Source organism: Pseudomonas marginalis (assembly GCF_008692035.1).
Classification (GTDB): domain Bacteria; phylum Pseudomonadota; class Gammaproteobacteria; order Pseudomonadales; family Pseudomonadaceae; genus Aquipseudomonas; species Aquipseudomonas marginalis.
Genome location: NZ_VTFG01000002.1, coordinates 1,593,967 through 1,619,570, shown reverse-complemented (window position 1 = coordinate 1,619,570; position 25,604 = coordinate 1,593,967). Strand labels below are relative to the sequence as shown.

26 protein-coding genes are annotated in these 25,604 nt (G+C 62.8%); 12 read left to right on the top strand and 14 right to left on the bottom strand.

Annotation, left to right across the window (positions count from 1 at the left end; all coding sequences use genetic code 11):
* The first annotated feature begins 42 nt into the window (after positions 1-42).
* The 5 genes from FX984_RS27765 to FX984_RS27745 all read left to right on the top strand — a co-directional run bounded on the left by FX984_RS27765 (position 43) and on the right by FX984_RS27745 (position 4,357).
* On the top strand, positions 43-351 hold the full coding sequence (locus FX984_RS27765) for a MazG-like family protein (protein ID WP_027607985.1): 309 nt from the start codon (positions 43-45) through the stop codon (positions 349-351).
* Positions 344-1,093, top strand: coding sequence for a methyltransferase (locus FX984_RS27760; protein ID WP_027607984.1), 750 nt, complete (start codon positions 344-346; stop codon positions 1,091-1,093). The genes FX984_RS27765 and FX984_RS27760 overlap by 8 nt, the downstream gene beginning before the upstream one ends.
* A gap of 24 nt (positions 1,094-1,117) precedes the next feature.
* On the top strand, positions 1,118-1,720 hold the full coding sequence (locus FX984_RS27755) for a DUF4136 domain-containing protein (RefSeq protein WP_027607983.1): 603 nt from the start codon (positions 1,118-1,120) through the stop codon (positions 1,718-1,720).
* Between the two features lie 44 nt (positions 1,721-1,764).
* A complete protein-coding gene (locus FX984_RS27750) occupies positions 1,765-2,322 on the top strand; it encodes a DUF4136 domain-containing protein (RefSeq protein ID WP_027607982.1) in 558 nt (185 codons plus the stop codon).
* Positions 2,323-2,407: 85 nt separating this feature from the next.
* Positions 2,408-4,357, top strand: coding sequence for a pilus assembly protein TadG-related protein (locus tag FX984_RS27745; RefSeq protein ID WP_146478259.1), 1,950 nt, complete (start codon positions 2,408-2,410; stop codon positions 4,355-4,357).
* On the opposite strand, the gene FX984_RS27740 is transcribed toward FX984_RS27745, so the two are convergent.
* Complete coding sequence (locus FX984_RS27740; protein WP_092358928.1) at positions 4,342-7,080, bottom strand: PAS domain-containing sensor histidine kinase; 2,739 nt, start codon at positions 7,078-7,080, stop codon at positions 4,342-4,344. The two genes, FX984_RS27745 and FX984_RS27740, sit on opposite strands and share 16 nt — an antisense overlap.
* On the bottom strand, positions 7,077-7,520 hold the full coding sequence (locus tag FX984_RS27735) for a TadE/TadG family type IV pilus assembly protein (RefSeq protein ID WP_065925547.1): 444 nt from the start codon (positions 7,518-7,520) through the stop codon (positions 7,077-7,079). The genes FX984_RS27740 and FX984_RS27735 overlap by 4 nt, the downstream gene beginning before the upstream one ends.
* Positions 7,521-7,592: 72 nt before the next feature.
* On the opposite strand from FX984_RS27735, the gene FX984_RS27730 reads away from it, so the two are divergent.
* Both FX984_RS27730 and FX984_RS27725 read left to right on the top strand, forming a co-directional pair.
* A complete protein-coding gene (locus FX984_RS27730) occupies positions 7,593-8,042 on the top strand; it encodes a prepilin peptidase (RefSeq protein ID WP_027607978.1) in 450 nt (149 codons plus the stop codon).
* Positions 8,043-8,168: 126 nt separating this feature from the next.
* Positions 8,169-8,948, top strand: coding sequence for a response regulator transcription factor (locus tag FX984_RS27725; protein ID WP_146478257.1), 780 nt, complete (start codon positions 8,169-8,171; stop codon positions 8,946-8,948).
* A 10-nt stretch (positions 8,949-8,958) separates the two neighbouring features.
* Here FX984_RS27725 and FX984_RS27720 read toward each other — a convergent pair whose 3' ends face one another.
* The 8 genes from FX984_RS27720 to cpaB are packed head-to-tail and all read right to left on the bottom strand — an operon-like array spanning position 8,959 to position 16,357.
* Positions 8,959-9,219 (bottom strand): DUF3613 domain-containing protein, encoded by a 261-nt coding sequence (locus tag FX984_RS27720; RefSeq protein ID WP_027607976.1) that lies wholly within the window; start codon positions 9,217-9,219, stop codon positions 8,959-8,961.
* Between the two features lie 10 nt (positions 9,220-9,229).
* Positions 9,230-9,940 carry a tetratricopeptide repeat protein gene (locus tag FX984_RS27715; protein WP_027607975.1) on the bottom strand — a complete coding sequence of 237 codons (711 nt, stop codon included), beginning with the start codon at positions 9,938-9,940 and terminating at the stop codon, positions 9,230-9,232.
* Between the two features lie 11 nt (positions 9,941-9,951).
* The gene (locus FX984_RS27710; RefSeq protein WP_146478255.1) at positions 9,952-10,839 is read right to left on the bottom strand and encodes a type II secretion system F family protein; all 888 of its coding nucleotides are present in this window, start codon (positions 10,837-10,839) and stop codon (positions 9,952-9,954) included.
* A 1-nt stretch (position 10,840) separates the two neighbouring features.
* The gene (locus FX984_RS27705) at positions 10,841-11,722 is read right to left on the bottom strand and encodes a type II secretion system F family protein (protein WP_027607973.1); all 882 of its coding nucleotides are present in this window, start codon (positions 11,720-11,722) and stop codon (positions 10,841-10,843) included.
* Positions 11,723-11,732: 10 nt separating this feature from the next.
* Positions 11,733-13,001, bottom strand: a complete 1,269-nt coding sequence (locus FX984_RS27700; RefSeq protein WP_027607972.1) for a TadA family conjugal transfer-associated ATPase — start codon at positions 12,999-13,001, stop codon at positions 11,733-11,735.
* The gene (locus tag FX984_RS27695; RefSeq protein ID WP_092358917.1) at positions 12,998-14,191 is read right to left on the bottom strand and encodes a CpaE/TadZ family protein; all 1,194 of its coding nucleotides are present in this window, start codon (positions 14,189-14,191) and stop codon (positions 12,998-13,000) included. The genes FX984_RS27700 and FX984_RS27695 overlap by 4 nt, the downstream gene beginning before the upstream one ends.
* Positions 14,188-15,405 (bottom strand): type II and III secretion system protein family protein, encoded by a 1,218-nt coding sequence (locus FX984_RS27690; protein ID WP_146478253.1) that lies wholly within the window; start codon positions 15,403-15,405, stop codon positions 14,188-14,190. Before FX984_RS27690 ends, FX984_RS27695 begins: the two co-directional genes overlap by 4 nt.
* A 19-nt stretch (positions 15,406-15,424) precedes the next feature.
* Complete coding sequence (gene cpaB / locus FX984_RS27685; protein ID WP_027607969.1) at positions 15,425-16,357, bottom strand: Flp pilus assembly protein CpaB; 933 nt, start codon at positions 16,355-16,357, stop codon at positions 15,425-15,427.
* Positions 16,358-16,676: 319 nt separating this feature from the next.
* On the opposite strand from cpaB, the gene FX984_RS27680 reads away from it, so the two are divergent.
* Positions 16,677-16,874, top strand: a complete 198-nt coding sequence (locus FX984_RS27680; protein WP_027607968.1) for a Flp family type IVb pilin — start codon at positions 16,677-16,679, stop codon at positions 16,872-16,874.
* A gap of 53 nt (positions 16,875-16,927) precedes the next feature.
* Complete coding sequence (locus tag FX984_RS27675; protein ID WP_027607967.1) at positions 16,928-17,332, top strand: response regulator; 405 nt, start codon at positions 16,928-16,930, stop codon at positions 17,330-17,332.
* An 8-nt stretch (positions 17,333-17,340) separates the two neighbouring features.
* On the opposite strand, the gene FX984_RS27670 is transcribed toward FX984_RS27675, so the two are convergent.
* Both FX984_RS27670 and FX984_RS27665 read right to left on the bottom strand, forming a co-directional pair.
* The gene (locus FX984_RS27670; protein WP_146478251.1) at positions 17,341-19,023 is read right to left on the bottom strand and encodes a ShlB/FhaC/HecB family hemolysin secretion/activation protein; all 1,683 of its coding nucleotides are present in this window, start codon (positions 19,021-19,023) and stop codon (positions 17,341-17,343) included.
* A gap of 185 nt (positions 19,024-19,208) precedes the next feature.
* Positions 19,209-20,678 (bottom strand): collagen-like triple helix repeat-containing protein, encoded by a 1,470-nt coding sequence (locus tag FX984_RS27665; protein WP_146478249.1) that lies wholly within the window; start codon positions 20,676-20,678, stop codon positions 19,209-19,211.
* Between FX984_RS27665 and FX984_RS32550 the strand changes: the two genes are divergently transcribed.
* Entirely contained in the window at positions 20,677-20,850 is a 174-nt protein-coding gene (locus FX984_RS32550; RefSeq protein WP_155954386.1) for a hypothetical protein, read from the top strand. The two genes, FX984_RS27665 and FX984_RS32550, sit on opposite strands and share 2 nt — an antisense overlap.
* 128 nt (positions 20,851-20,978) lie before the next feature.
* Here the strand turns inward: FX984_RS32550 and FX984_RS27660 are convergent, their stop codons facing one another.
* Both FX984_RS27660 and FX984_RS27655 read right to left on the bottom strand, forming a co-directional pair.
* Positions 20,979-21,827 carry a MaoC family dehydratase gene (locus tag FX984_RS27660; RefSeq protein WP_027607964.1) on the bottom strand — a complete coding sequence of 283 codons (849 nt, stop codon included), beginning with the start codon at positions 21,825-21,827 and terminating at the stop codon, positions 20,979-20,981.
* A 2-nt stretch (positions 21,828-21,829) separates the two neighbouring features.
* The gene (locus tag FX984_RS27655) at positions 21,830-23,173 is read right to left on the bottom strand and encodes a 3-oxoacyl-ACP reductase (RefSeq protein ID WP_027607963.1); all 1,344 of its coding nucleotides are present in this window, start codon (positions 23,171-23,173) and stop codon (positions 21,830-21,832) included.
* A 103-nt stretch (positions 23,174-23,276) separates the two neighbouring features.
* On the opposite strand from FX984_RS27655, the gene FX984_RS27650 reads away from it, so the two are divergent.
* Positions 23,277-24,554 (top strand): acetyl-CoA C-acetyltransferase, encoded by a 1,278-nt coding sequence (locus tag FX984_RS27650; RefSeq protein ID WP_027607962.1) that lies wholly within the window; start codon positions 23,277-23,279, stop codon positions 24,552-24,554.
* A 133-nt stretch (positions 24,555-24,687) separates the two neighbouring features.
* Complete coding sequence (locus tag FX984_RS27645; RefSeq protein WP_027607961.1) at positions 24,688-25,587, top strand: PA4780 family RIO1-like protein kinase; 900 nt, start codon at positions 24,688-24,690, stop codon at positions 25,585-25,587.
* Positions 25,588-25,604: the final 17 nt, after the last annotated feature.

Genomic DNA, 25,604 nt, shown 5'->3' with positions numbered 1-25,604 from the left:
ACTCTCCATCCCCCTGAAGCTATACCCATTCAGGAGCCCCCCATGAACCTCGAACACCTCACCGAACGCCTGCACCGCATCCGCGATACCAACGACTGGAAGCCATTCCACAGCCCGAAGAACCTGGCCATGGCCGCCAGCGTGGAAATGGCCGAACTGGTGGAAATCTTCCAGTGGCTCAGCGAAGACCAGTCCCGCCAGTTACCCGCCGACAAACTTGCCCACGCCGGCCAGGAAGTGGGCGATATCGTGCTGTACCTGCTGTTGCTGTGCAGCGAGCTGGGCCTGGACATGAACGAGGTGGTGCGCGCCAAACTGGCCGACAGCGAGCGGCGGTTTGCCCATGAGTGACCGGCATTTCGACCAGTTGGCCACGCGCTTCGCCGAGAAAATCTACGGCGGTGCAAAAGGCGCGATTCGCCTGGCAGTGCTCCAGGCCGACCTGGCTGAGGCCCTGCCGGAGCGCCCGTTACGCGTGCTGGATATCGGCGCGGGCCTGGGGCATATGTCGCTGTGGCTGGCCGAACGCGGCCATCAGGTGACCCTGGCCGAACCCGCCGAGCCGATGCTCGAGGGCGCGCGCCAACGCTTCGCCGAGGCCGGGCAGGACGCCACCTTTATCCACGCGCCGTGGCAAGACTTGCTCGGCCAGCTCACCGAGCCCTACGACCTGGTGCTTTGCCACGCCGTGCTGGAATGGCTGGCCGAACCCCACGGGATCCTGCCGGTGCTGCATCAGCTGACGCTGCCCGGTGGCTGGCTGTCGCTGGCGTTCTACAACCGCGATGCGCTGATTTATCGCAACCTGCTCAAAGGCCATTTCCGCAAGATGCGCAAGAATGACATGGCCGGCGAAAAGCAGAGCCTGACCCCGCAACAGCCCCTCGACCCGCGCGAGCTGGCGGCGCAACTCGAAGGGCTTTGGCAGGTCGAAAGCCAAAGTGGCGTGCGGGTATTCCACGACTATATGCCGGTGGAATTCCAGGCCCGCGCCGACTTGAAGGACCTTGTAGAGATGGAGCTCGCTCACCGTCGTCACCCAAGCTTTGCCGGACTTGGGCGTTATTTGCACTGGATCTGCCGTCCGGTATAAGCGGCCCAGTCTGCGGAGGTCGAAATGCGTCGTCTCTGTTTGATCCTGTTATCCCTCGGGCTGGGCGCCTGCTCCAGCCCCAACCCTTATGTGGCGGCTTCTGCGCCCATGCCACCGGCGCCCGCGCAGGCGGCCACGACCTTCGACGCCAGCGCCTACCCGGCGCCGGTGCGCGACTATGGCGCCTACCGCAATTGGGCCTGGCGCAACGGCCAGTTGCCGGCGGGCACGGCCTGGGCGGATTCGGCGCAAGTCGCCGAAGCGGTCAGCGGTGCCCTCGACCAGCGCGGCCTGCGGCCCTTGCACGACAACCGCCCGGCGGACCTGCTGGTGAGCGCCGATGTACGCCTGGAGAAGCGTCTCAAGCAGGTCCAGGACGATTACGGCTACGGATACGGCGGCTATAACCGCTACGGCCCGGGCTACGGCATGTACAACTCGGTGCCGATCGTGCGCACCTATGAAGTTCAAGTGGTGGTGGTGCGGGTTAATCTGTTCGACGCCCGCAGCGGCCAGCCGGTGTGGAGTGCCAGCGCGGAAACCGGCAGCCAGGGCAGCCTCAGCGAGCGCGCGGATGCGTTGCGCCAGGCCGTGCAAAAGGCGATGACCGCCTATCCTCCGAGTTAACCGCTATTCTCATCTAAAGCCCGGTCCCTTGTTGGAGATCAACCATGTTTCGTCGTATCGCTACGCTAGCTTTTGTTGTGCTGCTGGGCGGTTGCCAGACCAGCCAGGTCAACCACGATTTTGATGCCAGCCGCGACTTCGGCGCCTACCGCAACTGGGCCTGGAAAGACCCGGCGCTGCAATACCGCCCCGATGATCCGCGGATCAAGAGCGACCTCACCGAACAACGCATCCGCCAGGCCGTGGGTGAACAGCTTGACCAGCGCGGCCTGCGCCCGGCAGCCGCAGGCACCCGGGCTGACCTGAACGTGCAGGCCTACCTGATCGTCGAAGACCGCCAGCAACAAGTCACCACCAACTATGGCGGCGCCTGGGGTGGCCCGTGGAACGGCTATTGGGGCGGGCCGATGTACAACGAAACACGCAACATCACCTACAAGGTGGCGACCATCCAGATCGACCTGCTCGACGGCAAGGACGGCAAGCTGGTGTGGCGCGGCAGTGATGAACAGATGATGAGCAGCACGCCCAACCCCCAGGATCGTAATAACGCGATTCGCACGACGGTGACCCGGATCCTCTCCAGCTACCCACCGCACTGACCGTTTGTAGCGACCGGCAGGCGCACCTGCCAAGCCTTGTCTACACTCCACGGCAACACGGAGAGTAAGCGCTAAGGAGTGCCTGATGTCTCCCCGACTCGGTTGCAGGCAGCGTGGTGCGATTGGCTTGATGGCAGCGGGCACCCTGGCGTTAGCGCTGGTGTTCCTGCTGCTGGCGGTGGACAGCGGCCGCCTCTACCTGGAAAAGCGCAAGCTGCAGTCCATTGCCGACACCGCCGCCCTGGAGGCCGCCGGGCGTGGTGGCCTGTGCAGCCCGACCACCAGCGCCAACGACTATGCCGTGCAGAACGCCGCGCGCAATGGCTTCACCGTGGTTGCCGGCGACAGCAGTCGTGGCCTGGCCGTGACCTGCGGCACATTGACGACCAATGCCGGCAACATCCGCGTATTCAGCGCCGACGCCAGCAAAAACGAGGCCATTCGGGTAGTGGCGACGCGCAGCGTAGTAACCAGCGTCGCCACGGGTATCTGGAATATGTTCAGCGGTACGCCGGCGTCCACCCAGATGACCCTGGCTGCCAGCGCCGTGGCCGCGTACGCGCCGCCAGTGGCGCAACTGACGATTCGCAGCAGCCTGGCGACGGTGGATTCGGCGAAGTCCCCGCTATTGAACATGGTCATTGGCAACCTGTTGGGCGGCAGCCTGTCGCTGACGGCGGCGGGCTGGAATGGCTTGCTGGCGACGAACCTCAACCTGCTCGGCTACCTGGACCAGTTGGCGATTGAGCTGAACGTGACGGCGGGTGACTACGATGCGCTGCTCAACACCGCCGTATCCGCCAACCAGCTGATCGATGCCGCGGTAAAGGTGCTGCAAAAAAACGGAGCGGTGGCGACGGCGGTCATCAACGATGTGATTTCATTGAAAGCCATCGCGCCCAATACCCAGCTGCTGAAAGTCGCAGACCTGCTGAAGGTTGCCAGCGGAACACCGGCCGCGGCGCTGAATACCAACGTGCAGTTGTTTCAATTGCTGGAGGCCGTGGCGCAGCTGTCCAATAGCAAGGGTGCGGTGAGTGCGGCCGCTCAGGTGAATATTCCCCTGGTGGGCAATGTCTCGATCCAGACCAAAGTCATCGAGCCGCCGCAATTGTCGGCCATCGGTAATCCGGCGAAGGCCAAGGCGGGGCTTCTGAATAACCCGCAGACGGATCAGATTGTTGTCCGAACCGCGCAAGTGCGCACATTGGTTACGGTGGATGCGCCGATCATCAAGCTGGTGTCGGGGGTTTCATCAATCCTGACCGGGTTGGCGACACCGGTGTCGAAGGTGGTCGGCGGCCTGTTGAACCTGAATATCCCGGCAGTGGTGGGCGGCGTGTTGTGCCTGGTGGCGTGTAACGTCACCGACGTGGATATCACACAATCACTGTCCATCTACATCGAGGCGGCCAGTGCGCAGAGTCAAGTCACGGACTACAGCTGTGCCACGCCGGCCACAAAGTCGCTAACGGTGCAGGCCACCACCGTCATGGCCACCCTGGGCTTGGGCTATGTCGACCCTGCCACCGCGTTTTCGTCATCGGCGCCAGTCACCGTGCAGCCGGTCAGGCTGATCGATTTTGGCCAGCGCTACTGCATTGTGCTGTCGCAGATATGTGGCACGCGTACAGCGGGTGTAGGCGGTGGTTTGAATGTGAAGGCGTTGTCTACCGTGGCGGCGCAGACCAGCTCGTTGCTGTTCTTACCGGTCGCCGATATGAATGCCGTGCCGACCTACAAAAGTCCACCCGGCACCGCCAATATCGTCAATAGCCTGGGAGCAACCCTGAGCGGCCTGCAGGCTACCTACGTACCGCCCAGCGGCAGCACACCCGGTGCGGCGAACGGCACGGTTACGACGGCCCTGGCTACCATCACCAGCGCGGTGGTCACCCTTGTCCAGGACGTCCTGTCACCGCTGCTCGACCCCATTGTCAACACGCTGCTCTCGGCCCTGGGCATCAACCTGGGCAACGCCGAAGTCGGCGCCAACCTGACGTGTCAGATGGGCCGCGCCTACCTGGTGATCTGAACCACCGGCAGTTCCACACAAAACCGTGCGCCGTCCTCGCCATTGATCACGCTCAAGCGCCCACCCATGTTTTCCACGATCCCGTAGCTTACCGACAGCCCCAGGCCGGTCCCCACCCCAATCGGCTTGGTGGTAAAAAACGGCTCGAAAATCCTCTCCAATAATCGTGGGTCGATGCCGCCCCCGTTGTCCTCGACCCAGATGCGCACATGCCGGCTGTCGTGCTCGCAGTGCAGCGCAATCCAGGGGCGCGATTGCGCGGCTGTTTCGCGCTGGCTCAATAGCGCATCGCGGGCGTTGACCATCAGGTTGATCAACACCTGCTCAAGCTGGTCGACATGACCTTTGACCTGCACCCTGAAGTCCGCAGGTGTGATGCGCAGGTCCACGCCTTTGCCGCGCAGGCCTTCACTCAGCAGCGACAAGGTCCCTTCCACGGCTTGCACTGGGTCGAACGGTTGCTGTTCGATTTCCGAACGGCGGCCAAACACGCGCATATGGTCCACCACCCTCGCCGCGCGTTGCACTTGGGTGTCGATGCGCTTGAGTTTTTCGGTGAGGTAGTCGATCTGCGCGTCGCCGTTGGCCAGGCGCTTGAGCACATTGACGATCGCCATGCGCATCACGTTCAGCGGCTGGTTGATCTCATGGGCCAGGCCCGTGGCCATTTCGCCGAGGGTCGCCATCTTGGCGCTCTGGGTCAGTTGCTGCTGGGAGCGACGCACTTCGGTGTTGTCGCGGCCCACGGCTTGCACTTCCACCAGTTGACCTTGTTCATCAAACACACCACGGTCGGACCATACCCACCAGGCATGTTCGCGCCCGGGCAGCTGCAGGCTGATTTCGGCGGTGCTCACCGGAAACTCGGGGGTCAGTCGGCGGATGCGTTGGATAAATGCCTGGCGCTGTTCATCCGACAACCACGCGTCCAATTGCCGCCCCGGCAGTTGCGCGGGCAAGCACTCCAGGTAGTTGGCCAGCGGCGTGTTGCCAAACGTCAGGGTCAGGTCCGGGCGATAACGGCAGATCATTGCCGGCGAGTCTTCCACCAGGATGCGGTAGCGCTCTTCGCTCTGCCTGACCTGTTCGGCGGCCAGGGTCGCGTCGGTCACATCGAGCCATAGCCCCACGGCCTCCACCGGCAGGCCCAGGTCATCGCGCAGCAGCTTGGCCTCGTCGAGCAGCCAATGGTAGTCGCCGCGGGTGTCGCGCACCCGGTAGCGGCTGCGTACATTCCCTTCGCGTAGTAATTGACGGGTGCGTTGGAAGTACAACTCACGGTCTTCGGGATGGATCAACGAGGCCAGGCCGTCGTGGCTGCAATCGGCCAGGCTCCAGCCCAGCAGCGGCAACAGGCTGTCGCTGAAAAACGCCGGGTGCAGTGCGCCGCCGACGTAGCGCTGCACGTAGATCACCGCCGGTGAACTGGCGATCAGGTTATCCAGGCGTGCATGGGCGGCGGCGGCTTGCAGTTGCTGGTTCTTGATGTCGCTGATGTTGAGCATGAAACCGACCCAGCGCCGGTTGTCGCCCACGCCCAGTACCTGGCCCTGCACGCGATACCAGATGGGCGTGTGGTCCGCGTCACTGCCTGGCAGGCGCACGTTGGTCAGCAGGGGTTTGTCCAGTGCCTGCAGGTCTTGCAGGTGGCTGAGCAGTTCCTGGCGATCAGCGGGGTGGATCAGCTCCAGCCACAGGGCCAGTGCCTGGCGCGTGGCGCCGTGTTCCTGGCCCAGGCTATGCAACAACTGGGGAGCGAGCTGGATCTCCTGGGTGGCGGGCAGCAGTTCCCACCAGCCGGTGCCGAGCAGTTCTTGCAGGGCCTCCATGCGCTCCAGTTGCTGATGGCTGCGTTGTTCGCGCAGGCGGCTCAGCAGCGGGGCGGCGAGTGCGGCGGTGAGGTCCAGCCAGTCACGTTCGCGGGTGTGCGGTTCGCCGCCGTAGAAACCGCAGAGCAGCCAGGCCGCCACGCCCTGGCTGTCACGGTAGGGCACCAGAAAACCGTCGATATCGCCGAAAATGCTCTGCAGGCGGGGGTTGTCAATGCGCCCGTGGGCCAGGCTCAGGAGCGCGTTGCCGTTGACACTGTCCAGGCTGGCCCCCAGATGTTGGCCGGTTTGCCACAAGCCCGGGGCGTCGTGAGCGGTGTATTGGCTGTAGATCCGCCAACCCTGGTTGGTTTCATCGAGCAATGCCAGGGCCACACAGGGGATACGCCAGCGTTGGGCCAGGCTGCGCAGTTGCTCGTTGAACGTCTCGGGCAGGCGACTCAGGCTGCACACTCGCAACTGTTCGCTCATCCTGCAGGCGAGTTGGTGGTTCTGCTCGCGCTGTTCAGCCAGGTGGCGGCCGGCGAGCAAGTCGCTGATGTCCAGCAGGTGCAGCACCCAGCGGTCGCCCTCCGGCTCGACCCAGCCGCGGGTGGGCAGGACCTGGCCGGCAGAGCCCTTGAAGTCCAGGTCCAGGGTATGGCGTTGCCAGTCGGCAGGGCTGCCTTCGATACTCAAGGCGCTGCTGGCGCACAGCAACTCCCGCAGCAGCGGCCGTGCTTCACCCCCGACGGGCATGGCGAGTTGCGAACGCAGTGTGCCGCGGATGTCCACCACATGGCCTTGATGATCCAATAACACGCGCAGCCCTGCTGCAGGGACAGTGGGTGCCTCGAAGGCCTGGGTGCCGACACGGCCCCGCAGGCGCTCGAAGAAATTATTCCCCGCAGTCAAAACTGAAGACTCGAGCTGGCCGAAAGGTTGGTCGGCAGGTTCGGCACAGTGCCAATGCCTGGCACCACCAGCGCCGGGAATACGGAGTAGAGGTTGGAGGAGGGGTATTTGATCGTGACAGTCAGCGTGGTGCCGGTGTAGGTGGCGCTGATGAAGGACGGCTGGAACTGGAAGTTGGCGGGGATCCAGCTCAATTGCGCCGCTACCGCATCTTTCGCACGCTGGGTGACAAGGGTGGGGTAGGCCGATCCTGCCGCTACCGGGTCTACCGCCATGGCCTGGCGCACGGCCTCGGCCGCTGCCTGGTTGAACGACTGCATCAACAGCAGCGGCAGGCTGAAGCTGATCAAGCCATAGAACACCGCAAAAAAGATCCCGAAGACCAAGGCGAATTCGATCGCCGCAGCCCCTTTTTGCTTTGCCGGCAGGCCTGTTTTCATGACTGCGTCTACCCTGACGTCTACGACTCGATATCAGCATAGAATCATTCAGCGAAAAGGAACGTTTTTTACGTGATTCATGGCGTAGTGATAGTGATCTGGCTGGGAGTCTGTGCGGTGCAGGATATTCGCCGGCGACAGATCGCCAATGGCTTGACCCTGGGCGTGGCGTTGCTGGCGCTGTTATACCTGTTGTGCACAGGTGCCACCTGGCTGGGCGCGCCAGCGAGCGCCGGTCTCTTGGCGTTTGCCCTGGCACTGCTGTTGACCCTGCCGGGCTATGCGCTGGACCGCTTCGGTGCGGGCGACGTGAAGCTGCTCGCGGCGCTGGGCCTGGCCACCACGGTGGATCATGTGTTGTGGTCGCTGATCGGTGCCGCCATCACCCTGGTCGGTTGGTTGGTCGTTCGTCAACAGCTCGGTCCGCGCGCTGCTGATCGGGTACAAGGCCCGCCTGCCAAGCAGCCTTTCGCCGCGTTTTTATTCGCGGGTTTTGTGCTGTATGGGGTGTGGACCCTTTAGTCGCACAATGCCTCTATTGCTATGTACAGAGTCGGAAAGTAGGTCTACGTTTATGGAACGGATGTATAGGATTCTTCGTCCAAACGGATAGGTCAGTCTTTTGGCTTGCCAGGCATGGAGTCGCGTGTGAACAAGCTGAAATCGGCTGTAAAAGTGCTGGTGGTCGATGACCAACCGCTGATCGTGGAGGAACTCTGCGAATTTCTCGAAAGCAGTGGCTACCACTGCGTCCCGTGTGAATCCAGCCGCCAGGCCTTGCAGCGTTTCAGCGAGGACGTCGAGGTCGGCCTGGTGTTGTGTGACCTGCACATGCCGGACATGGATGGGATCGAGCTGGTTCAGTCGATGCAGAAGATCGCCGGCAAGCAGCGTGCGTTCGAGGCCATCATGCTCACCGGGCGTGCCGACAAACAGGACGTGATCAAGGCCCTGCGCGCGGGCATCTCGGATTACTACCAGAAGCCGATCAACCTCGATGAGTTGCTCGAGGGCCTGCAGCGCCAGGAAGCGGCGCTGGAAGAGCGGCAAAAGGAGCTGCAACTGGGGCACTTGAACCAGAAACTGCAGTACCTTTCCGAATCCATCAATGACTTGTACCAGGACCTCGACAAGGTACGGCGCGGCCCGCTGCAGGACGCTGACGCCGAGGGCGGGCAAGACGCCAGGCCGGCGCAGATTCCATCCATCTTCAACCAGTTGTCACCGCGTCAGATGGAGGTTGCGTGGCTGGTAGGCAAGGGCCAGACCAATTACCAGATCGCCTGCGAATTGGGCATCACCGAAAACACCGTCAAGCTGTATGTGTCCCAGGTGTTGCGCCTGACCCATATGCACAACCGCACCCAGCTGGCGCTGGCGTTGTCGCCAAGCCACTCGCCGATGCGCCAGCAGATGAGTGCGCACTGACGCACGGGGTTCATTGGCTCTTGCCGCCCGCCTCCGACTTGGTTTCAAAGAACTCCGGAATCGGGTGCTTGTGACTGTCCAGCCAACGCTGCAAGGCCTGCTCCTTTTCCGCCGGGGTGGTGCTCTGCGGTGTCGGCGAGGCTGCCCGCCCATCGACCTGCAACGCCATCCAGTTTTCCGTTTCGGCCTGCTGCGGGGACGAAGGCCCCGGTGGAATAGCCGAGGCGCTCAATGGCAGCAGCGCCAGACACACAACGTAATGGGCTTTCATCATCGACTCCTTACTTGATACTCACCGGCAGGGCATCGGCGGCCGTCGCGACGTTGCGCGCGGTCCTCGCTGAGTGCTTGAGCCGGGCCGCGCGGGCCTGTGCCTCGGTGACCTGGCCGGGGTTCAAACCCAGCTGGCTGACCACTCTGGCCGCTTGCCCCCAGTCATCCTGATAAATCAGCAAGGTCACCAGGTTGACCGCAGCCAACGTGTCGCCCTGTTTGAGCTCGATAGCCGTCATGAACTCAAAGCGTGCGTCTTCCAGGCGCAATTGGTTGAGGTACACCACGCCCAGGTCATTGCGGATTTTTTCATCGGTGGGCGCCAGGCGCGCGGCCCTTTGCAGGTGAGCCATCGCCTGTGGGTGGTCGCCCTTGGCCGCTGCCAGTTGCCCCAGCCCATGTTCGCCTTCGGCGGTCATGCAAGTACCCAGCAGGCTGCGATACAAGGGTTCGGCCTCACTGCGGCCCAGCAAGCGAAAGTTACGGGCCTGGCGCTGGCGCACCTGGGGCAAGCTGTCGGGCAGGTTCTGCAGGTTGGCCAGGCTGGCGTGCAGCTTGCCCTCGTTGGCCAGGTCATCGGACAGGTTCAGCGTCAGTTCCTGCTCCGCACTGGGTTTGGCGCAACTGCCCGGCGAGGTCAGAGCGGCCCATGGGGTGTGGCCGTCGGTGGCGCATCCGCCGAGCATCAGCAGGGTCAGGCCGGCAATCAGTGGTTTCATCAAGGTGGTCCTCAGAATTGGCTCAAGGCGCGGGCGATGCCGATAAAGGCGGGGCCGCCGAGCACGATCAGCAAGGCGGGAAACAGGAACACCATCATCACCACCGACATTTTGGCCGACATTTTCGAGATGTATTCCTGCATGCGGGTCAGGCGCCGGTCGTCGAGCAATTGCTTGAGCGTCAGCAGGGATTTCATCGCGCCACCCCCCTGCTGGATCAATTGCTGGAGGATGATGCAGGTGTCGGTGAACTCATCCACCTCCAATATGCGCGCGGTCTTGCCCAGTTCTTCGCTCAGTTCCAGGCCGGAGTCGACTCGCGCCAGGATCAGGCGCAATTCGTGGGTCAGGTCTGGAAGCAAGCGCTGGGCTTCGTTGGCCATCACGCGCAAGGATTGTTCAATCGCCATGCCCGACTCGAACAGGATGCGCAGCAGCGGAATGAAGGTTGAGATTTCCTTGGCGATGCGCTGCTGGCGGAATTTGGCGGCAGCGGCGAGCACGCGTTTTGGCAGCAGGTAGCCGATGCCCAGGGCGACCGCCGGGGCAATCCAGGCGGGACTGGCGTGAGGGAAAAGTAGTTGCTGGCCGAGCAGGGTCAGGCCCATCGCCGCGACAGGCACGCCGATCTGGAAAGCGGCAAACAGCGAGCGCTGGCTGGCCTTGCGCCAACCGACCCGGTTGAGCAGGACCTGGGTCTCGTTATCCAGGCTGACTGAGCGCTGGGCCAGCGTGCTTGCGCCCAGTTGGCGCATGAACGTGCCAAGTTTGTCATCGCTGGCGCTGCGCCCTTGCAAACGCTCAACGACCCGGCGATCACGACGGCGATGTTCGAGCCATTGCCCGCCCGCCAGGACCATGGCGGCCAGCGCCAGCAACAGGCTGACCATCAGGGCCATCTCACACGCTCCTCAGCATGCGCCACATGGCAAAGGTGCCCGCCAGGTCCATCGCCAGTGCGCCGAACAGCAGGGAGCGCCCCGTGTCGTCGTTCCACATGGTCATCAAGTAGCCAGGGTTGACCAGGATGAAGTAGCCCACGATCAGGATCGGCAAACCGCCCAGCACGTAGGCCGTCATGCGGGTCTCGCCCGTCATCGCCTTGAGTTGCCGGGCGCCCTGGTCCCGCTCGCGGATCATCTTGATCAGGTTTTCCAGCAGTTCGCTGGCGTTGCCGCCGTAGCGGTGGTTGACCTTCAGGCCAAGGGCGAACAGGCGGAACTCGTCCTGTTCGTAGAATTCAGCGAAGTCGCTGGCCGAATCCGGCAGGCTCACCCCCAGGCGCACGTTGCGCTGCATGCGGCCCATGGCGTGCTTGAGCGGGTTTTCCACACTCTCGATACCGCCCAATACCGCGTCGGCCAGGGTGCGGCCGGATTTGAGGCTGCGTACGCTATGGTCCAACAGCTGCGGCAGTTGCTCGACCATGCGTTGCACCCGCTGCTGGTAACGCCAGGCGATATACGCACGCAATGCCAGGGGCGGGCCCAGGGCCATCAACACCAGGCCCAGCCAGTCGGCGACCAAGTAGCCCAGCAGGGCGCCGACCACCCACGCGCTCAGCCACAGGCCGAGGCGTTCCTTGGGTTTGCCCAGCCCGGCGCGCAGAAACATGCGCTCAAGGCCGGTCCAGGTGCCGGGCTGCTCCTGGGCCTCGGGTTGGCCATCGCCGAGGCGCTCCAGCACGCGAATGGTCCGGGCCTTGCGCAGGCCATGCTGAAACAGCCAGAACGACAGACCGATCAGCAACAGGCAAACCAGCAGCAATACAGGTCCGGTCATCAGGCGCTCCCTATAGCGGCAAGGCCGATTCGCGGCGCAACTTATCGCCGGCCGGGTTGATGGCTTCGCGCAGGAAACCGACACCGGTGCGCCGGTCCAGCCGGAACAGGGTATTGGTGACATACACGTCATCGCGCACACCGACCACTTCCACCACCTCGCTCACGCAACGACGGCCATCGGGCATGCGCGTCAGCTGGATCACCACATCCAGCGCGGCGCAGATCATCTGGCGCAGGGTTTTTTCCGCGATCACGCGGCCGGTCAGGCCCACCAGGGTTTCCAGGCGCAGCAACGCATCCTGGGCATTGTTGGCGTGCACGGTGCTCATGGAACCGTCGTGGCCGGTGTTCATGGCCGTCATTACGTCGAGCACTTCCACGCCACGGATTTCCCCCAGGATGATACGGTCCGGGCGCATCCGCAGGGCGTTGCGAATCAGGTCGCTGGACCTGACCTCACCGTGGCCCTCGGCATTGGGCGGGCGGGTTTCCAGGCGCACCACATGGGGATGCCCCAGTTGCAATTCGGCAACGTCTTCGATGGTCACCAGACGCTCGTGGGGATTGATCAACTGGCTGAGGATATTGAGCAACGTGGTCTTGCCGGTGCCGGTGCCGCCGCTGATGAGGATATTGCAGCGCCTGCCGACGGCTTCCTGGAAAAACTCGAAGATACTCTGGTCGATGGTCTGCATGGCAACCAGGTCGCTGCTCTTGAGCATGTCCTTGCGGAACTTGCGGATTGACAGGCATGGCCCATCCAGGGCAATCGGCGGGATGATCGCGTTGACCCGGCTACCGTCAGGCAAGCGTGCATCGACCATCGGCGAGGACTCGTCCAGGCGCCGGCCCAATGGCGCGAGGATGCGTTGCATCACGCGCTCCACGTGGTGGTCGTCGATAAAACGCAGGTCACTCTGATGCAGCAGGCCCTCACGTTCGATAAACACCCGGTGCGGCCCATTGACCAGGATTTCGGTGACCGATGGGTCGCGCAGCAGCACCTCCAGCGGGCCGAAACCGGTAAGTTCATCGACGATCTCTTCGGCCAGGCGTTCCATCTCATAGCGCGAGATCGCCAGGCGCATGCGCGTGATGTACTCGGACACCTTGTCGACGACAAATTGCGCCAGGGATTGGCGCGTGTCTTCAAGCAGGTTCTTACCCGACTCCTCGATAGCGTCGATGATGTAGCGATGCAACACCAGCTTCAAGCCATCGTGATCCGTGTTGCCGCCGCTGCGGGCCGGGCCGCCGAAGAGTTTCTCGCCGTTCATCGCACTGTCCCCAGGATGCGTTCGAACCAACGCATTGATGGTTTTTCCAAGCCCTCGGAGCGTTTCGCCAGGCGTTCGCCCAAGGTGCGCACGGCCAGGCTCAACGCTTCACGTGGGGCCAGGGCAAACAGGGTCTGGCCCTGGTTCTTTACGTTCAGGCGCAGTTCGGCGCTCAGCGGCAGCACGGCGATGCACTCAAGGCCGTAGCTTTTTTCCAGGGTGTCGGTGTCTGGTACGCAGGACTTGATATAACGGTCGACCACCAGCCTGGCGTGGTCGAGTTTCATGCCTTTGTCGCGCCAGCGATTGAGCACCGCGAGGTTGCGGCGACAGTCCAGTACGTTCTGGTCGGTGCACCACAGCAGTTTGTCGCAGTGGCCGACAAAGGTGCGCAGTGCGTCGCTGTCCGGTTGCCCGGTAAGGTTCACGACGATGTGCTGGAAGTGCTGGCGCAGTGCGCTGAGCAGCATGTACAGCTCGGCGGCGCTGGTCAGTTTCAGCGGTTCGTCGCCGGTGGCATACGCCAGGATGCGCAGGCCATCCACGGTTGTGGTAAAGGCGCTGTTGATCAGCGTGGTATCGAGGCGGCGCAAATGCCGCAACGCGTCACCGAAGTTGAAGGTGCTCTCCAGCCCCAGCAGCGCCAGGCTGTCGCTGCGTGGCAGGCCCAGATCCAGCAGCAGGGTCTGCTGGCCGCTTTTTTGCACCACCAGGGCCAGGTGGGTCGCCAGCATCGCGCCGTCGGCGTTGCTTTGGGTGCCAAACAGAACGGTCAGGCCACCCAAATGCGCACTGGGGATGACGGTCGGCAGGCGCTTGCTCAAGCGGCGCACCAGGCCGGCCACTTCGCTGGAGCGTGAGCCGTAGGCGACGAAATCCCGGGCGCCGGCCCGCATGGCGTTGAGTACCAACTGGTTGTCCATGCCGTCGCCCAGGGCGACCACGGCGAGCATCGGCTTGGCCTCCAGGGCGCCTTCGATCAGCGCACTCTGGGCCACCAGGTTTTCACGGTCCAGGCCGATGAACACCAGGTTGGCAAAGGTCACGTCGACCAGCGCCAGCAGCTCGTCCAGGCTGCCGGTGCCAGCGCTCACGACTTGGCCAAGGGGCGCCAGGGCACCCTGCAGCCACTCCAGGTCGATGGTGTTGCGAGTGATGGCGAGGAACGTCTGGCTCAAGCTATCGCTCATTGGGAAAGTCCACTGCGGCGGTCGAAATTACCGTTTTCGAGGAAAAACAGGCGGTACCAGTTGGGGTCATAGTTGCGCAGTTTTTCGCCGGGCAAGGAAGGCAGCTGAGCGTTGGCCGCCAGCGGTTGCACCAGGTGCGGCGTGACGATCATCAGCAGCTCCTTTTCTTCGCGGCGGATATTGGTGTCGCGGAAAAACGCACCCAGGACCGGGATATCGCCCAACCCCGGAAACTTGCTGATGCTGGAGCGGTTGTTGGTGCTGATCAGGCCGCTGATCACAAAGCTTTCGCCATCGGCCAGGGACACGCTGGTGTCGGTGCGGCGTACGGTCAGGGCCGGCACCTGGATGCCCTGGATCTGTACGGCGTTGCTGTAGTCCAGCTCGCTGACCTCCGGCGCTACCTTGAGGGTGATGCGGTTGCGATCAATCACCGTCGGCGTGAGGGTCAGGCGAATGCCGAATTCCTTGTATTCGATGGAGATGGTGTCACTGCCGGCGCTGGGTACGGGTATAGGTACTTCACCGCCGGCCAGGAAGGTCGCGCTCTGGCCGCTCAGCGCTACCAGGCTGGGACGCGCCAGGGTGTAGGCAAAACCGCTGCTCTCGAGGGCGTTGATCATCGCTTTGACCCGACCGCCGCCAAAACCGACATTGAAAGACTCGGCACTCACCGGCAGTTTGAACACGCCTTCTGCCGGGGAGAGAAGGTTGGGGCTGCCGAGGAAAAAATTGTTGCCCAGCCCCAGGAACTGGGTGCTGGCTTCCTTGAGCTTGGTGCGGCTGACTTCTACAAAGCGTATATCCGTCTGCACCTGGCTGGGCAGCAATGGGTCTTCGGAGGGTGGCCGCGACAAACTGGTCAGTGCCGACGTGGCCTTGCCCTTGACGAACACCATGCTCTGGCGCGGCGCCTTGGTACAGGCAGTCCACACCATCAGGCTGGTAGCGCCGCTGGCGACGCCGGTCAGCAGGAATTGACGGTCGCCATTGACGCGCACATCCGCGATCTTCGGGTCGCCAATCGCCAGGCGGGTGATTGGCACCGGCGATTGCAGCTCCTGTTGCAAGCCTTCGCCCACCTCGACCACGGCAGGCAACTGGCCCATGGCGCTGCAATTGCCGGGTGCCGCCATGGTCATGGCGGCTGGCAGGCTTGTCAGCATCAAGGCCCAGGCAATTGGCGTGAACATGAGGGCGTAGCGATGGCTCATTCAAGGCATCCTTGCTCAATCACGGGGTTTGTTCAGTGGCCTGCGCGCCGCGAATCACCTCGACGCCCCGGCGTACAGCAGGTGCGCCGCTGATTTGCGCGACGCTTTTGGGCGGTCCCACAAGGGCAAGCTGGGTGAATTGGTAGAGGTCACGATTGGCATTGGCCAGTTTGTCCGAAGCGTCGTTTTCCCCGGCCCAGTACTGGCTGAGCAGTTGCTCCTCGGCACTGCGCACGGCCAGGCGCAAGGTACCGGCTTGCGACGCCAGCATCAGGCGGCTCAATAGAGGCTCCGGCACGGCTAGCACCACGGTGCGTGCAGCAGCGCGACGCTGGGCAGCCTGGGCGCGCTCCTCGGGCGTGGTGGCGGGCGGCACGGCCGGCAAGCCATCGTTGGCCAGGCCCAATTGGTCACCGACGCTGAGCAGGCGCAGGGCCGGAAGGACGATTTGTGCCGACTGCTCCGCGTTGCCAGCATCCTGGCGCAGGAACAGCAGCACATCCACATAGTCGCCGGGGCTCAGTTGGCCTGCCGCGCCGATCACCTCGTCGACGGCCACGGCCAATGCGCGCTCATCGGGACGAATCATGCGGGCAAGCGGGCCGCCGGCGCTGAAGCTTTCTTCGCTGAGCCAGGTACCTGCTCCCAGTGCGCGCAGTGGTTGGCGGCCGATAGCCTGGTCCAGCCGCGTCAGGCTGCCGGCCGGCACCGTGCGGAGTTTTTCCACGACCAGGTCGGCAGCGGTAAGTGCAACGAAGGCAGGGACGTCATGCGCCAGTACGACCACTGGTTGGCGGGTCTGGTCTTCGACGACAGCAGTGGGCTTTTCGGCAGAAATGACAGGTGTTGCGACGGGCTCCGGTTGGCGGCTCAACACCAGCCCCCAGTACCCTGCAATCAATGCCCCGATTAGCAGCACAGCGGCCAGGGCCATGCTGATGCGACTGTTCATGACGGCTCTCCCTTTCCCGTTGCACTACCTGTTCGTCAATCCAAACGAACTAATTCGCAACCTGGCTGTGATGAACATCTAACGATTTGGCTATTTGAAGGTAGCTCAGCCAGGACGAAACGCCATTTGTCACGGATAAAATTTTATTTGAACGCTATTTGCAGCCGGGTAGTCAGGCATGGGCCGACGACTAATACTTTGTGATTAATGAGTTCTTACAGTTGTGAGGCTGAGGTTTGTTGGCAATGCTCTAATTGCACGTCGCAAACATCGTGCTAGAGCCGTACTGGCTTTTAGTGGCGTATTAGGGAGAAGTCGTATGTTCCTTGACCTGATGTTGAAGTTATATGTTCAAACACAACTGTTCTTCAAACGCAAAGAGGCTGCTTCAGGTATTGAATACGCCATTATCGTGGCGCTGGTGGCCCTTGTCATTGTGGGTGCCGGAACCGGCCTGGGCACCAAGATAAGTGGAATTTTCACGTCGATCGCTACCAAGCTGCCAACGGCGACCTGACTGCCAAGTTGCAGCAGCTATTCTCCAATTACCCCATTCTTCCAGGTACGGCCATGAGCACATCTTCTTTGTCTCGCCAACAAATACTATTGGTGGACGACGAAGAGGATGCTCTGGTTGAGCTGGCCGAATCCCTCGAACACGAGGGCTTTGTCTGTTTTACCGCCACCTCCGTGACCTTCGCCTTGCAAGAATTGACACTGCATCCGGATATCGCCCTGGTCATTACCGACCTGCGCATGCCTGAGGAAAGCGGCATTTCCTTGATCAAGCGCCTGCGCGAACACACCTCGCGCTCGCACCTGCCGGTGATCGTGATGTCCGGCCATGCCGAGATGGATGACGTCAGCGACATGCTGCGCCTGCAGGTGCTGGACCTGTTCCGCAAGCCGATCTATCTGGTGCGCCTGATCGATACGCTCAACAACCTGTTTCCTCTCTCTCACTCCAGGTATTAAGCGCTCATTCACAGCTGATAAGTGAAGCTCAGCGTATACCGCGGCCGTCGGTCGAAGTTATCCCGCGCCACATCTGCCATCGGCTTGGCCGCTTCCACGGAAATGTTGTAGTACCTGGCGTCGCCAAAACGCAGGCCCAGGGCCGCCGATGACATATCGCTGCCCTTGACCGGCAGGTCGTTGAACCAGGCCCTGGCGCGGTCGAGCACCATATAGGGCTGCAGGATCCGCACCCACTCGCCAGCACGGTTGTAGCTGTAGTTGATCTCATACGCCACGCCCCAGCCTTTGTCGCCGGAGCCCTGGTCATCGGGGTAGCCACGGCCGAAATTCTGCCCGCCGAAGGTGGCACGCTCGCTGTCGGGCAGGTCGTGGTGGCTCCAGTAGAGTGCGCCGGAGAGTACACCTTGCCAGTTATCGAAGAGCCTGTTGCTCTGCACGCCGGAGAGGCGCAGGCGGAAGAAGTCGAGGTCCGGCTTGAGCCCGCCGAAGTCTGTGCGGGTCTTGGCGCCCATGCCGTTGATGCCTTGGTACACACCGGCGCTGAGGATGCGCAACTGGGTCGTGTCGGCCTTGCGCCAATCGCCTTCGAACGCCAGTGCGCGCAGGTCTGTTTGCAGCGCCAGGCGTTGCGGGAAACCTTCGAGCTTGTAGCGCGTAGTCTGGTCGACGGCATAGTAGCGCGCGCCCAGGTTCAATGACTCGTTGGGCGACGCGATCAGCGGGTGGCTGAAGCCGATGGCGTAGCGGTCGATTTCCTGGTGTGGCTTGAGCTCCAGGCCTTCGCCCAGTTGCAGGCTGGTGCGTGGGTCGGCGCGGTAGCGTTCACCCGCCAGCGTGAGCTGGGTGCCCTCGGCATTGATGAATTGGCTGTAGGCTGCGCGGTAGTAATGTTCTTTGTCGTCGCCGGGCGGGAACAGGCCGCTGAGGCTCAGTTGTTCGCCCATGGAGGTCCATGAGTTGCCGGTGCCGGTGAGGAGCGCCTGCGTGCCGCCTCGGCTGGCCTCGTTGAGGCTCATGCTGGTGGTGAAGGGTTTGCGGCTGGCGGTGATGTGCATCGGCGTGCCGCCGTCGGTGGTGGCGGGCGGCGGTACCTGGGCCTGCAAGGTTACGCCCGGGATGGCGCTCATCAGTGTCGTGTAACGCTCGAACGTCTTACGGGTGAGTGGACGTTCGGCCTTGAGTTTTTCGGCGAGTTTGTCGACGTAGGACGAAACCGGGCCGATGTCGCCTTGCAGCTGGTAATCGCGGATATAGCCTTCGACTAGCACCACATGCACCAGACCGCCGTCGAAGCGCTGTTCCGGCAGGAACGCGTAGGACAGCAGGTAGCCATCTTCCTGGTAGCGGCGGGTGATGCTGCGGGTGGCTTCGATCAATTGCGCCAGGTTGGTCTCATGGCCGATCAGCGGTTCGAATGCCTGGGCGACGTCCTTGAGCGGGTAGACCGTGCCGCCGTCGATCTGCAGCTTTCGAATGGTCACCTTGGTGTCCATCAGCAACGGCTGCTCCGCGCTGGCATCAGGGGCGGGCAGTCGGGTCTGCGGGGGCGCCGGTCGATAGGCGTCGGCGGGCAGGTTAGGCACGGGCAGGTTGCGGACGGTGTCGTTGCTATTCAGGAAACTGGGCAGGGGGCCGGCGTGGACGGAAGCACTGAGGGTGAGCAGTAACAATGGTGTCAAAGCGCGCATAGGACACTCCATGGTCAAAACTGCTGCAGCGTTTTGCAGGTTCCCGTCGGGCTCGAGGAGCGCGGTCTGGGTGTTTTCAGGGGGCGATCATTGACCCATGAAAAAAAGACGAGAGACTTAGCTGGTCTCTCGTCTCAACCAAGCGTAGGCGCTGTAGGTGAGGCCGTCTAATCGGCCAGGTGCAATCATTTTCTGCCGGTCAGGCCACCCAGCAGCCCGCCCAGGGCACCGCCATTCGTGCTGGTGCTGGCACCCGCGGAGCTCGTCACCGCCAGGCCGCCGCCGAGCAAACCACCACCGGTGTTGGGGCCGCCGCTGACCAATCCTCCGACCGAGGCCACGGTGCCACCCACTGCGTTGACGGTACCCCCCAAGGCGTTGATGACCGGGTTGGCGTTGGTGCCGGTGATTTGGCTGCCCAGCCTGCTGACGGCGCCGCCGGCGTTGGTGGCCAGGCCGTTGATTGGAGTGCCCAGGCCGGTGGCATTGCCGACGTTTTGAGTGAGGCGGGTGACGCCACTGGTGACGGGGTTCAACGCGCCGCCGACCTGGCTGGTCAACGTGGCAATGGGGGCACCTGCGGCGGTGTTGGGGACGCCACTGCCGCCCAGAAGGGTGCCCAGGGATGCCACGGTAGTGCCCGCCTTCACGCCGGTGACGCCGGTGGCGCTGACCAGGCCGCTGCTACTGCCGGCATTGAGGCCGCTGCCGGCACCCGCTATCACGCCGCCGATGAGTTCCGCCAGGCCCGGTCTGCGGTTGCTGCCGCCACTGTTACCCGTGGCGTCGACATAGCCGCTGGCCTTGCCGACCACGGTACCCACGCCATTGAGCACGCCGCCCACGGCGCCGGTCGCCGGGTTGCCGCTGCCACCGGTGTCGGCGACTTGATTGCCCAGGCTATCGACGGTATCGCCGAGCTTTTGCAGCAGGCCGCCCACGGGACTGTCCAGGCCGGTCGTGCTGCCGACTTTACCGGTGGTGCTTTCCACCAGCGACACCACCGGGACCAATACGTTTGCGCCAAGCGTATGGGTGGCCGAACCCAGCGGGCCGGTGGTGCTGGCGGTGCTGAGGGTGTCGCCGAGCATGGTCACGGCATTGCCGAGCTTGCCGACGACGTTGCCTGCCACCGGTGCCGCGCCGCTGACCACCGGCACGTGCCCCAGCAAGGTGGCGACGTTCTGGCCGGTGGCGGTCACGCCTGCACCGAGGTCGGAGACGCCGTCGGCCACGCCCGCGACGGTGTTGCCCAGTGCATTGCTGTCGGTACCCAGTGAACCGAGGCCATCCGACAGGCCGTCGCCGATGCTGCTGACGGCGTTGCCGGTGGCACGCACCAGGCTGCGCGTAGTTGCACCCACGATAGGCAGGCTGCCGAGGGTTGTGCCCAGGCTGCTGACGGTGCCGCCGAGGTCGGTCACGGTATCGCCGAGGGTGTCGGCCACGCTGGCCGTTACCAGGGTGCTGGTTGTGCCGGTACCGCCACCGTCTGTACCGCCACCACCGCTGCCGCCACCGCCAGCGGCAGTATCCGAGGAAGCAGAGCCCCCACTGTGATGTCCGCCGCCACCGCTGCTGCAACCGCCGAGTGTGAGTGCGATTGCCAGTGCCAGCGTGGTACTTGCTTTCCAGAACATGACTTGAGTCTTCATGATTGAGTTCCTTGCACCTGTACAACCTGAGTTGTCTCAAACGCTGGCTATTTCTGCGGATAGCGATGCGTTTGTCCGTGTGGCTATAACAGGCCCGGGCGCTCTTTCTCTCAATGCTCAACTTGGTATTAATGATTTATATACGGCTGGGTTGTACCGTTTAAGCGACTAATGCCAAAGGTATAGGGCATGATGTTTCTGGCTGTATATATGTTTAAAATCAAAAACCTGCATATAAAAAGCGAGCCTGAAAAGGCCCGCTATCACTTAGGGTGTATATATACAATTTATCAGTCGCTTTTATGCAATGGGCTGCCATTTGCCCAGCATATGCTCGATGTCACCCGCGCCTTTCAATAAGAATTCGCCGCTGGAACCGGCGGCGCTGGCCAGTAGCCTGACGTCACTGGGCAGGCGCACGGGCTTCCTGAACTCCACGTCTATTTCTATATTGGCGGCAGGCAGGTGCTCGCCCAAGGCGGCGAGGGTGTGCGCCTTGTTCCATAGCCCGTGGGCGATGGCCTGGGGGAAACCGAACAGTTTGGCGGTCAGCGCACTGAGGTGGATCGGGTTGTAGTCTCCTGACACCCGTGCGTAGCGGCGACCGATGTCGGCGGGGGCTTTCCAGCGGGTCAGGTCGTTGACCTGGGTGGGACTCTGTGGCGCATTGTCCGTCGTTTCGCCTTGCAGTTTTACACCCCGGCACAGCATGCGGCTCTCGGCTTCCCAGAGCAGGCCGAGGGAATCTTCGACCGTGGTGACTACTTCAAAGGTTGCGCCCTTGGGGTGGGGCCTGAGGTTCTGCGTGTGCACGCCGATGGACAATTCGCTGACTCCGCCCAGTGGGCGATGGATGCGGATACGGTTACTCAGGTGAATCAATCCCAGCAGAGGGAAGGGAAACTTCTTATCGGTGAGCAACTGCATCTGAAGACCGAATGCCAGGATGTGCGGATAGGTCGCCGGCAGCATGGGGCTCTCGGTAAACCCGCAGACCTGGCGGTACGCCGCCACCTGCTTGGGGTCGACGCTTACCCGACAGCGCAGGCCTTGTTCGGGCAGCGTGTTGCCGGTGATCTTGCGCTTGAGCGCTGCCCGCCAATACAACGGTGGCAGAAACGGCGTACTGCCTAAGGTTTGCCAATCCATGCTTACGCTCCCAATAGACTTTGTCCACACACCCGCAGCGCTTGCCCGCTGACCGCACCGGAACCCGGCTGGCTCAGCCAGGCCACGGCTTCGGCGACGTCCTGCGGCAAACCGCCCTGGCCCAGGGAACTCATGCGCCGCCCGGCTTCACGCAGTGCAAATGGAATATGCGCGGTCATCTGGGTTTCGATAAAGCCTGGGGCTACGGCGTTGATACTGATCCCGCGTTCTTCCAATAACGGCGCCCATGCCTGTACCAGGCCGATCAAGCCGGCCTTGCTCGCGGCATAGTTGGTCTGCCCACGGTTGCCGGCGATGCCGCTGATGGAGGCCAGCACCACCACACGGGCATTGTCGCGCAGGGTACCGCTGTCCAGCAGTGCCTTGGTCAGCACTTGCGGGGCATTGAGGTTGACCGCCAGCACCGCGTCCCAGTATTCCGGGGTCATGTTGGCCAGGGTCTTGTCACGGGTGATCCCGGCGTTGTGCACCAGGATGTCGAGGCCGTCGGGCAGGTGTTCGATCAACTGGCCGGCGGCGTCTTCGGCGCAGATATCCAGCACCACGGTGCGCGCACCCAGGCGTGCGGCCAGGGCCTCGAGGTCGGCCTTGGCCTGGGGCACGTCGAGCAGGATGACTTCGGCGCCGTCGCGGGCCAGGGTTTCGGCGATGGACGCGCCAATGCCACGGGCTGCGCCGGTGACCAATGCCTTGCGCCCGGCGAGGGGGCGAGTCCAGTCTTCGACGGGCGTGGCACAGGCCTTCAGGCGAATCACCTGGCCGGAGATATAGGCGCTTTTCGGTGAGAGGAAGAAGCGCAGCGCGCCTTCCAGTTGGTCTTCGGCACCGTCGCCGACGTAGAGCAATTGCAGCACGCCGCCGTTGCGCAGTTCCTTGGCCAGAGAACGGCTGAAACCTTCGAGGGCGCGCTGGGCGCTGGCGGCGAACGGGTCGCTGAGGCTTTCCGGCGCGCGGCCGAGGATCACCAGGTGTGCACTGTGATCCAGGTTTTTCAGCAACGGTTGGAAAAACTCACGCAGTTGCTTGAGCTGGTCGGTGTGTTGCAGGTCGCTGGCATCGAACACCACGGCCTTGAGCTTGGGGCCGTGGCCGGGAATCCAGGTCGAAGTGTCGGCGCCGTACGTGTAAATGGCGTCGGTGAGCCGGTTGGCAAATGCTTTCACGTTCGTTGCCAGCGCGCCACCACCCAGTAACAGCGCACCTTCCACCGGGCGCAGGCGCCCGGCTTGCCAGCGTTCCAGGCGTACCGGTGACGGCAGGCCAAGGGCGGCGACCAGGCGATGGCCGAGGCTTGAGTTGGCGAAGTCGATATAACGGTCAGACATGGAACGCTCTCCGAAGGCTGGGGTTCAAAGGGTTGACCATCCCAGGGTAGCAGTCGTTCGACTAGGCTCAGTTATCCAGACCACAACCGACAGGGAGCTTTCCATGACTCAATTGCGCCGTGTAGCGATCATTGGCGGTAACCGCATTCCTTTCGCCCGCTCCAATGGCCCTTACGCCACGGCGAGCAACCAGGCGATGCTGACCGCGGCCCTGGAGGGCCTGATCGAACGCTACAACCTGCACGGCCTGCGCATGGGTGAGGTGGCCGCCGGCGCGGTGCTCAAGCATTCCCGCGACTTCAACCTCACCCGTGAATGCGTGCTGGGTTCACGCCTGTCGCCGCAAACCCCGGCCTATGACATTCAGCAGGCGTGCGGCACGGGGCTCGAGGCGGCGTTGCTGGTGGCCAACAAGATCGCCCTGGGCCAGATCGAATGCGGGATTGCCGGGGGGGTGGATACCACCTCCGACGCGCCTATCGGCGTGAATGAAGGGCTGCGCAAGATCCTGCTGCAAGCCAATCGCAGCAAGTCCATGGCGGATAAATTAAAAGTCCTGTTACAACTTCGTCCCCAGCACCTCAGGCCTGAGCTGCCGCGTAACGGCGAGCCGCGCACCGGTTTGTCCATGGGCCAGCATTGCGAATTGATGGCACAGACCTGGCAGATTCCCCGTGCCGAGCAGGACCAACTCGCCCTCGAGAGTCACCAGAAAATGGCCGCTGCCTATGCCGAAGGCTGGCATAACGATCTGCTCACGCCGTTTCTGGGCCTGACCCGCGACAACAACCTGCGTCCCGACCTGAGCCTGGAGAAACTCGCCGCGCTCAAGCCCGCGTTCGAACGCAGCGAAAAAGGCACGCTCACGGCCGGCAATTCCACACCGCTCACCGACGGTGCATCCCTGGTGCTGTTGGGCAGCGAGGCGTGGGCCCAGGCGCGTGGTTTGCCGATCCTGGCGTACCTGCGCGATGGCGAAGCGGCGGCGGTGGATTTCGTCAACGGTGCCGAAGGCCTGCTGATGGCGCCGGTGTATGCGGTGCCCCGCTTGCTGGCGCGCAACGGCCTGACGCTGCAGGACTTTGATTACTACGAGATCCACGAAGCCTTCGCGGCCCAGGTGTTGTGCACGCTCAAGGCCTGGGAGGATGCGGATTACTGCAAGACGCGCCTCGGGCTGGACGCACCGTTAGGGGCCATCGATCGCAGCCGCCTGAACGTCAAGGGCAGTTCCCTGGCGGCCGGGCATCCGTTTGCCGCCACCGGTGGGCGCATTGTCGCCAACCTAGCCAAGTTGCTCGACGCGGCGGGCAAGGGGCGCGGGCTGATTTCGATCTGCGCCGCCGGCGGCCAGGGCGTGACGGCGATCATCGAACGGTGAATTCGCCGAAATTGGCATATTGGATGCATTCTTGAGTGGTCAGAGGTCGGTAGCCCCTCCCACCGGCGAGCCGATTGCCGTATAACGAGTGCCATACGCGTATTTGGTAATAAAGGACCCACAATAAAAGCTGATGAAGACTCCTAAACGCATTGAACCCCTGATCGAAGACGGTCTGGTCGACGAAGTGCTGCGCCCACTCATGAGTGGTAAAGAAGCAGCTGTTTATGTGGTGCGCTGCGGCAATGAATTGCGTTGCGCCAAGGTTTACAAGGAGGCGAACAAACGAAGTTTTCGTCAAGCGTCCGAATACCAGGAAGGCCGTAAGGTCCGTAACAGCCGGCAGGCCCGGGCCATGGCCAAGGGCTCGAAATTCGGCAAGAAAGAAACCGAAGATGCCTGGCAGAACGCCGAAGTAGCGGCGTTGTTCCGCCTGGCCGGTGCGGGCGTTCGCGTGCCCAAGCCATACGACTTCCTCGAAGGCGTGCTGTTGATGGAACTGGTGGCCGACGAGTACGGCGATGCCGCGCCACGCCTGAATGACGTGACCTTGGAGCCGGACCAGGCGCGTGAATACCACGCCTTCCTGATTTCCCAGATCGTGCTGATGCTGTGTACCGGCCTGGTGCACGGTGACCTGTCCGAGTTCAACGTACTGCTCACGCCGACCGGCCCGGTCATTATCGACCTGCCCCAGGCAGTGGATGCGGCGGGCAACAACCACGCGTTCAACATGCTGGAGCGGGATGTGGGCAACATGGCTTCCTACTTCGGGCGTTTTGCCCCGGAGTTGAAGAAGACCAAGTACGCCAAGGAAATGTGGGCGCTCTATGAAGCCGGCACCTTGCACCCGGCCAGCGTATTGACCGGCGAGTTCGACGAGCCGGAAGAGCTGGCGGACGTGGGCGGTGTGATCCGCGAGATCGAAGCGGCGCGGCTGGATGAAGAACGGCGCCAGGCCATTCGGGCGGCGGATGATGCGCCACCGAGCAAAGCGTCGGAAGAACCGCCGCCGCCGCCCTGGATGCAGTGATCCGTGGCTGGATGAGG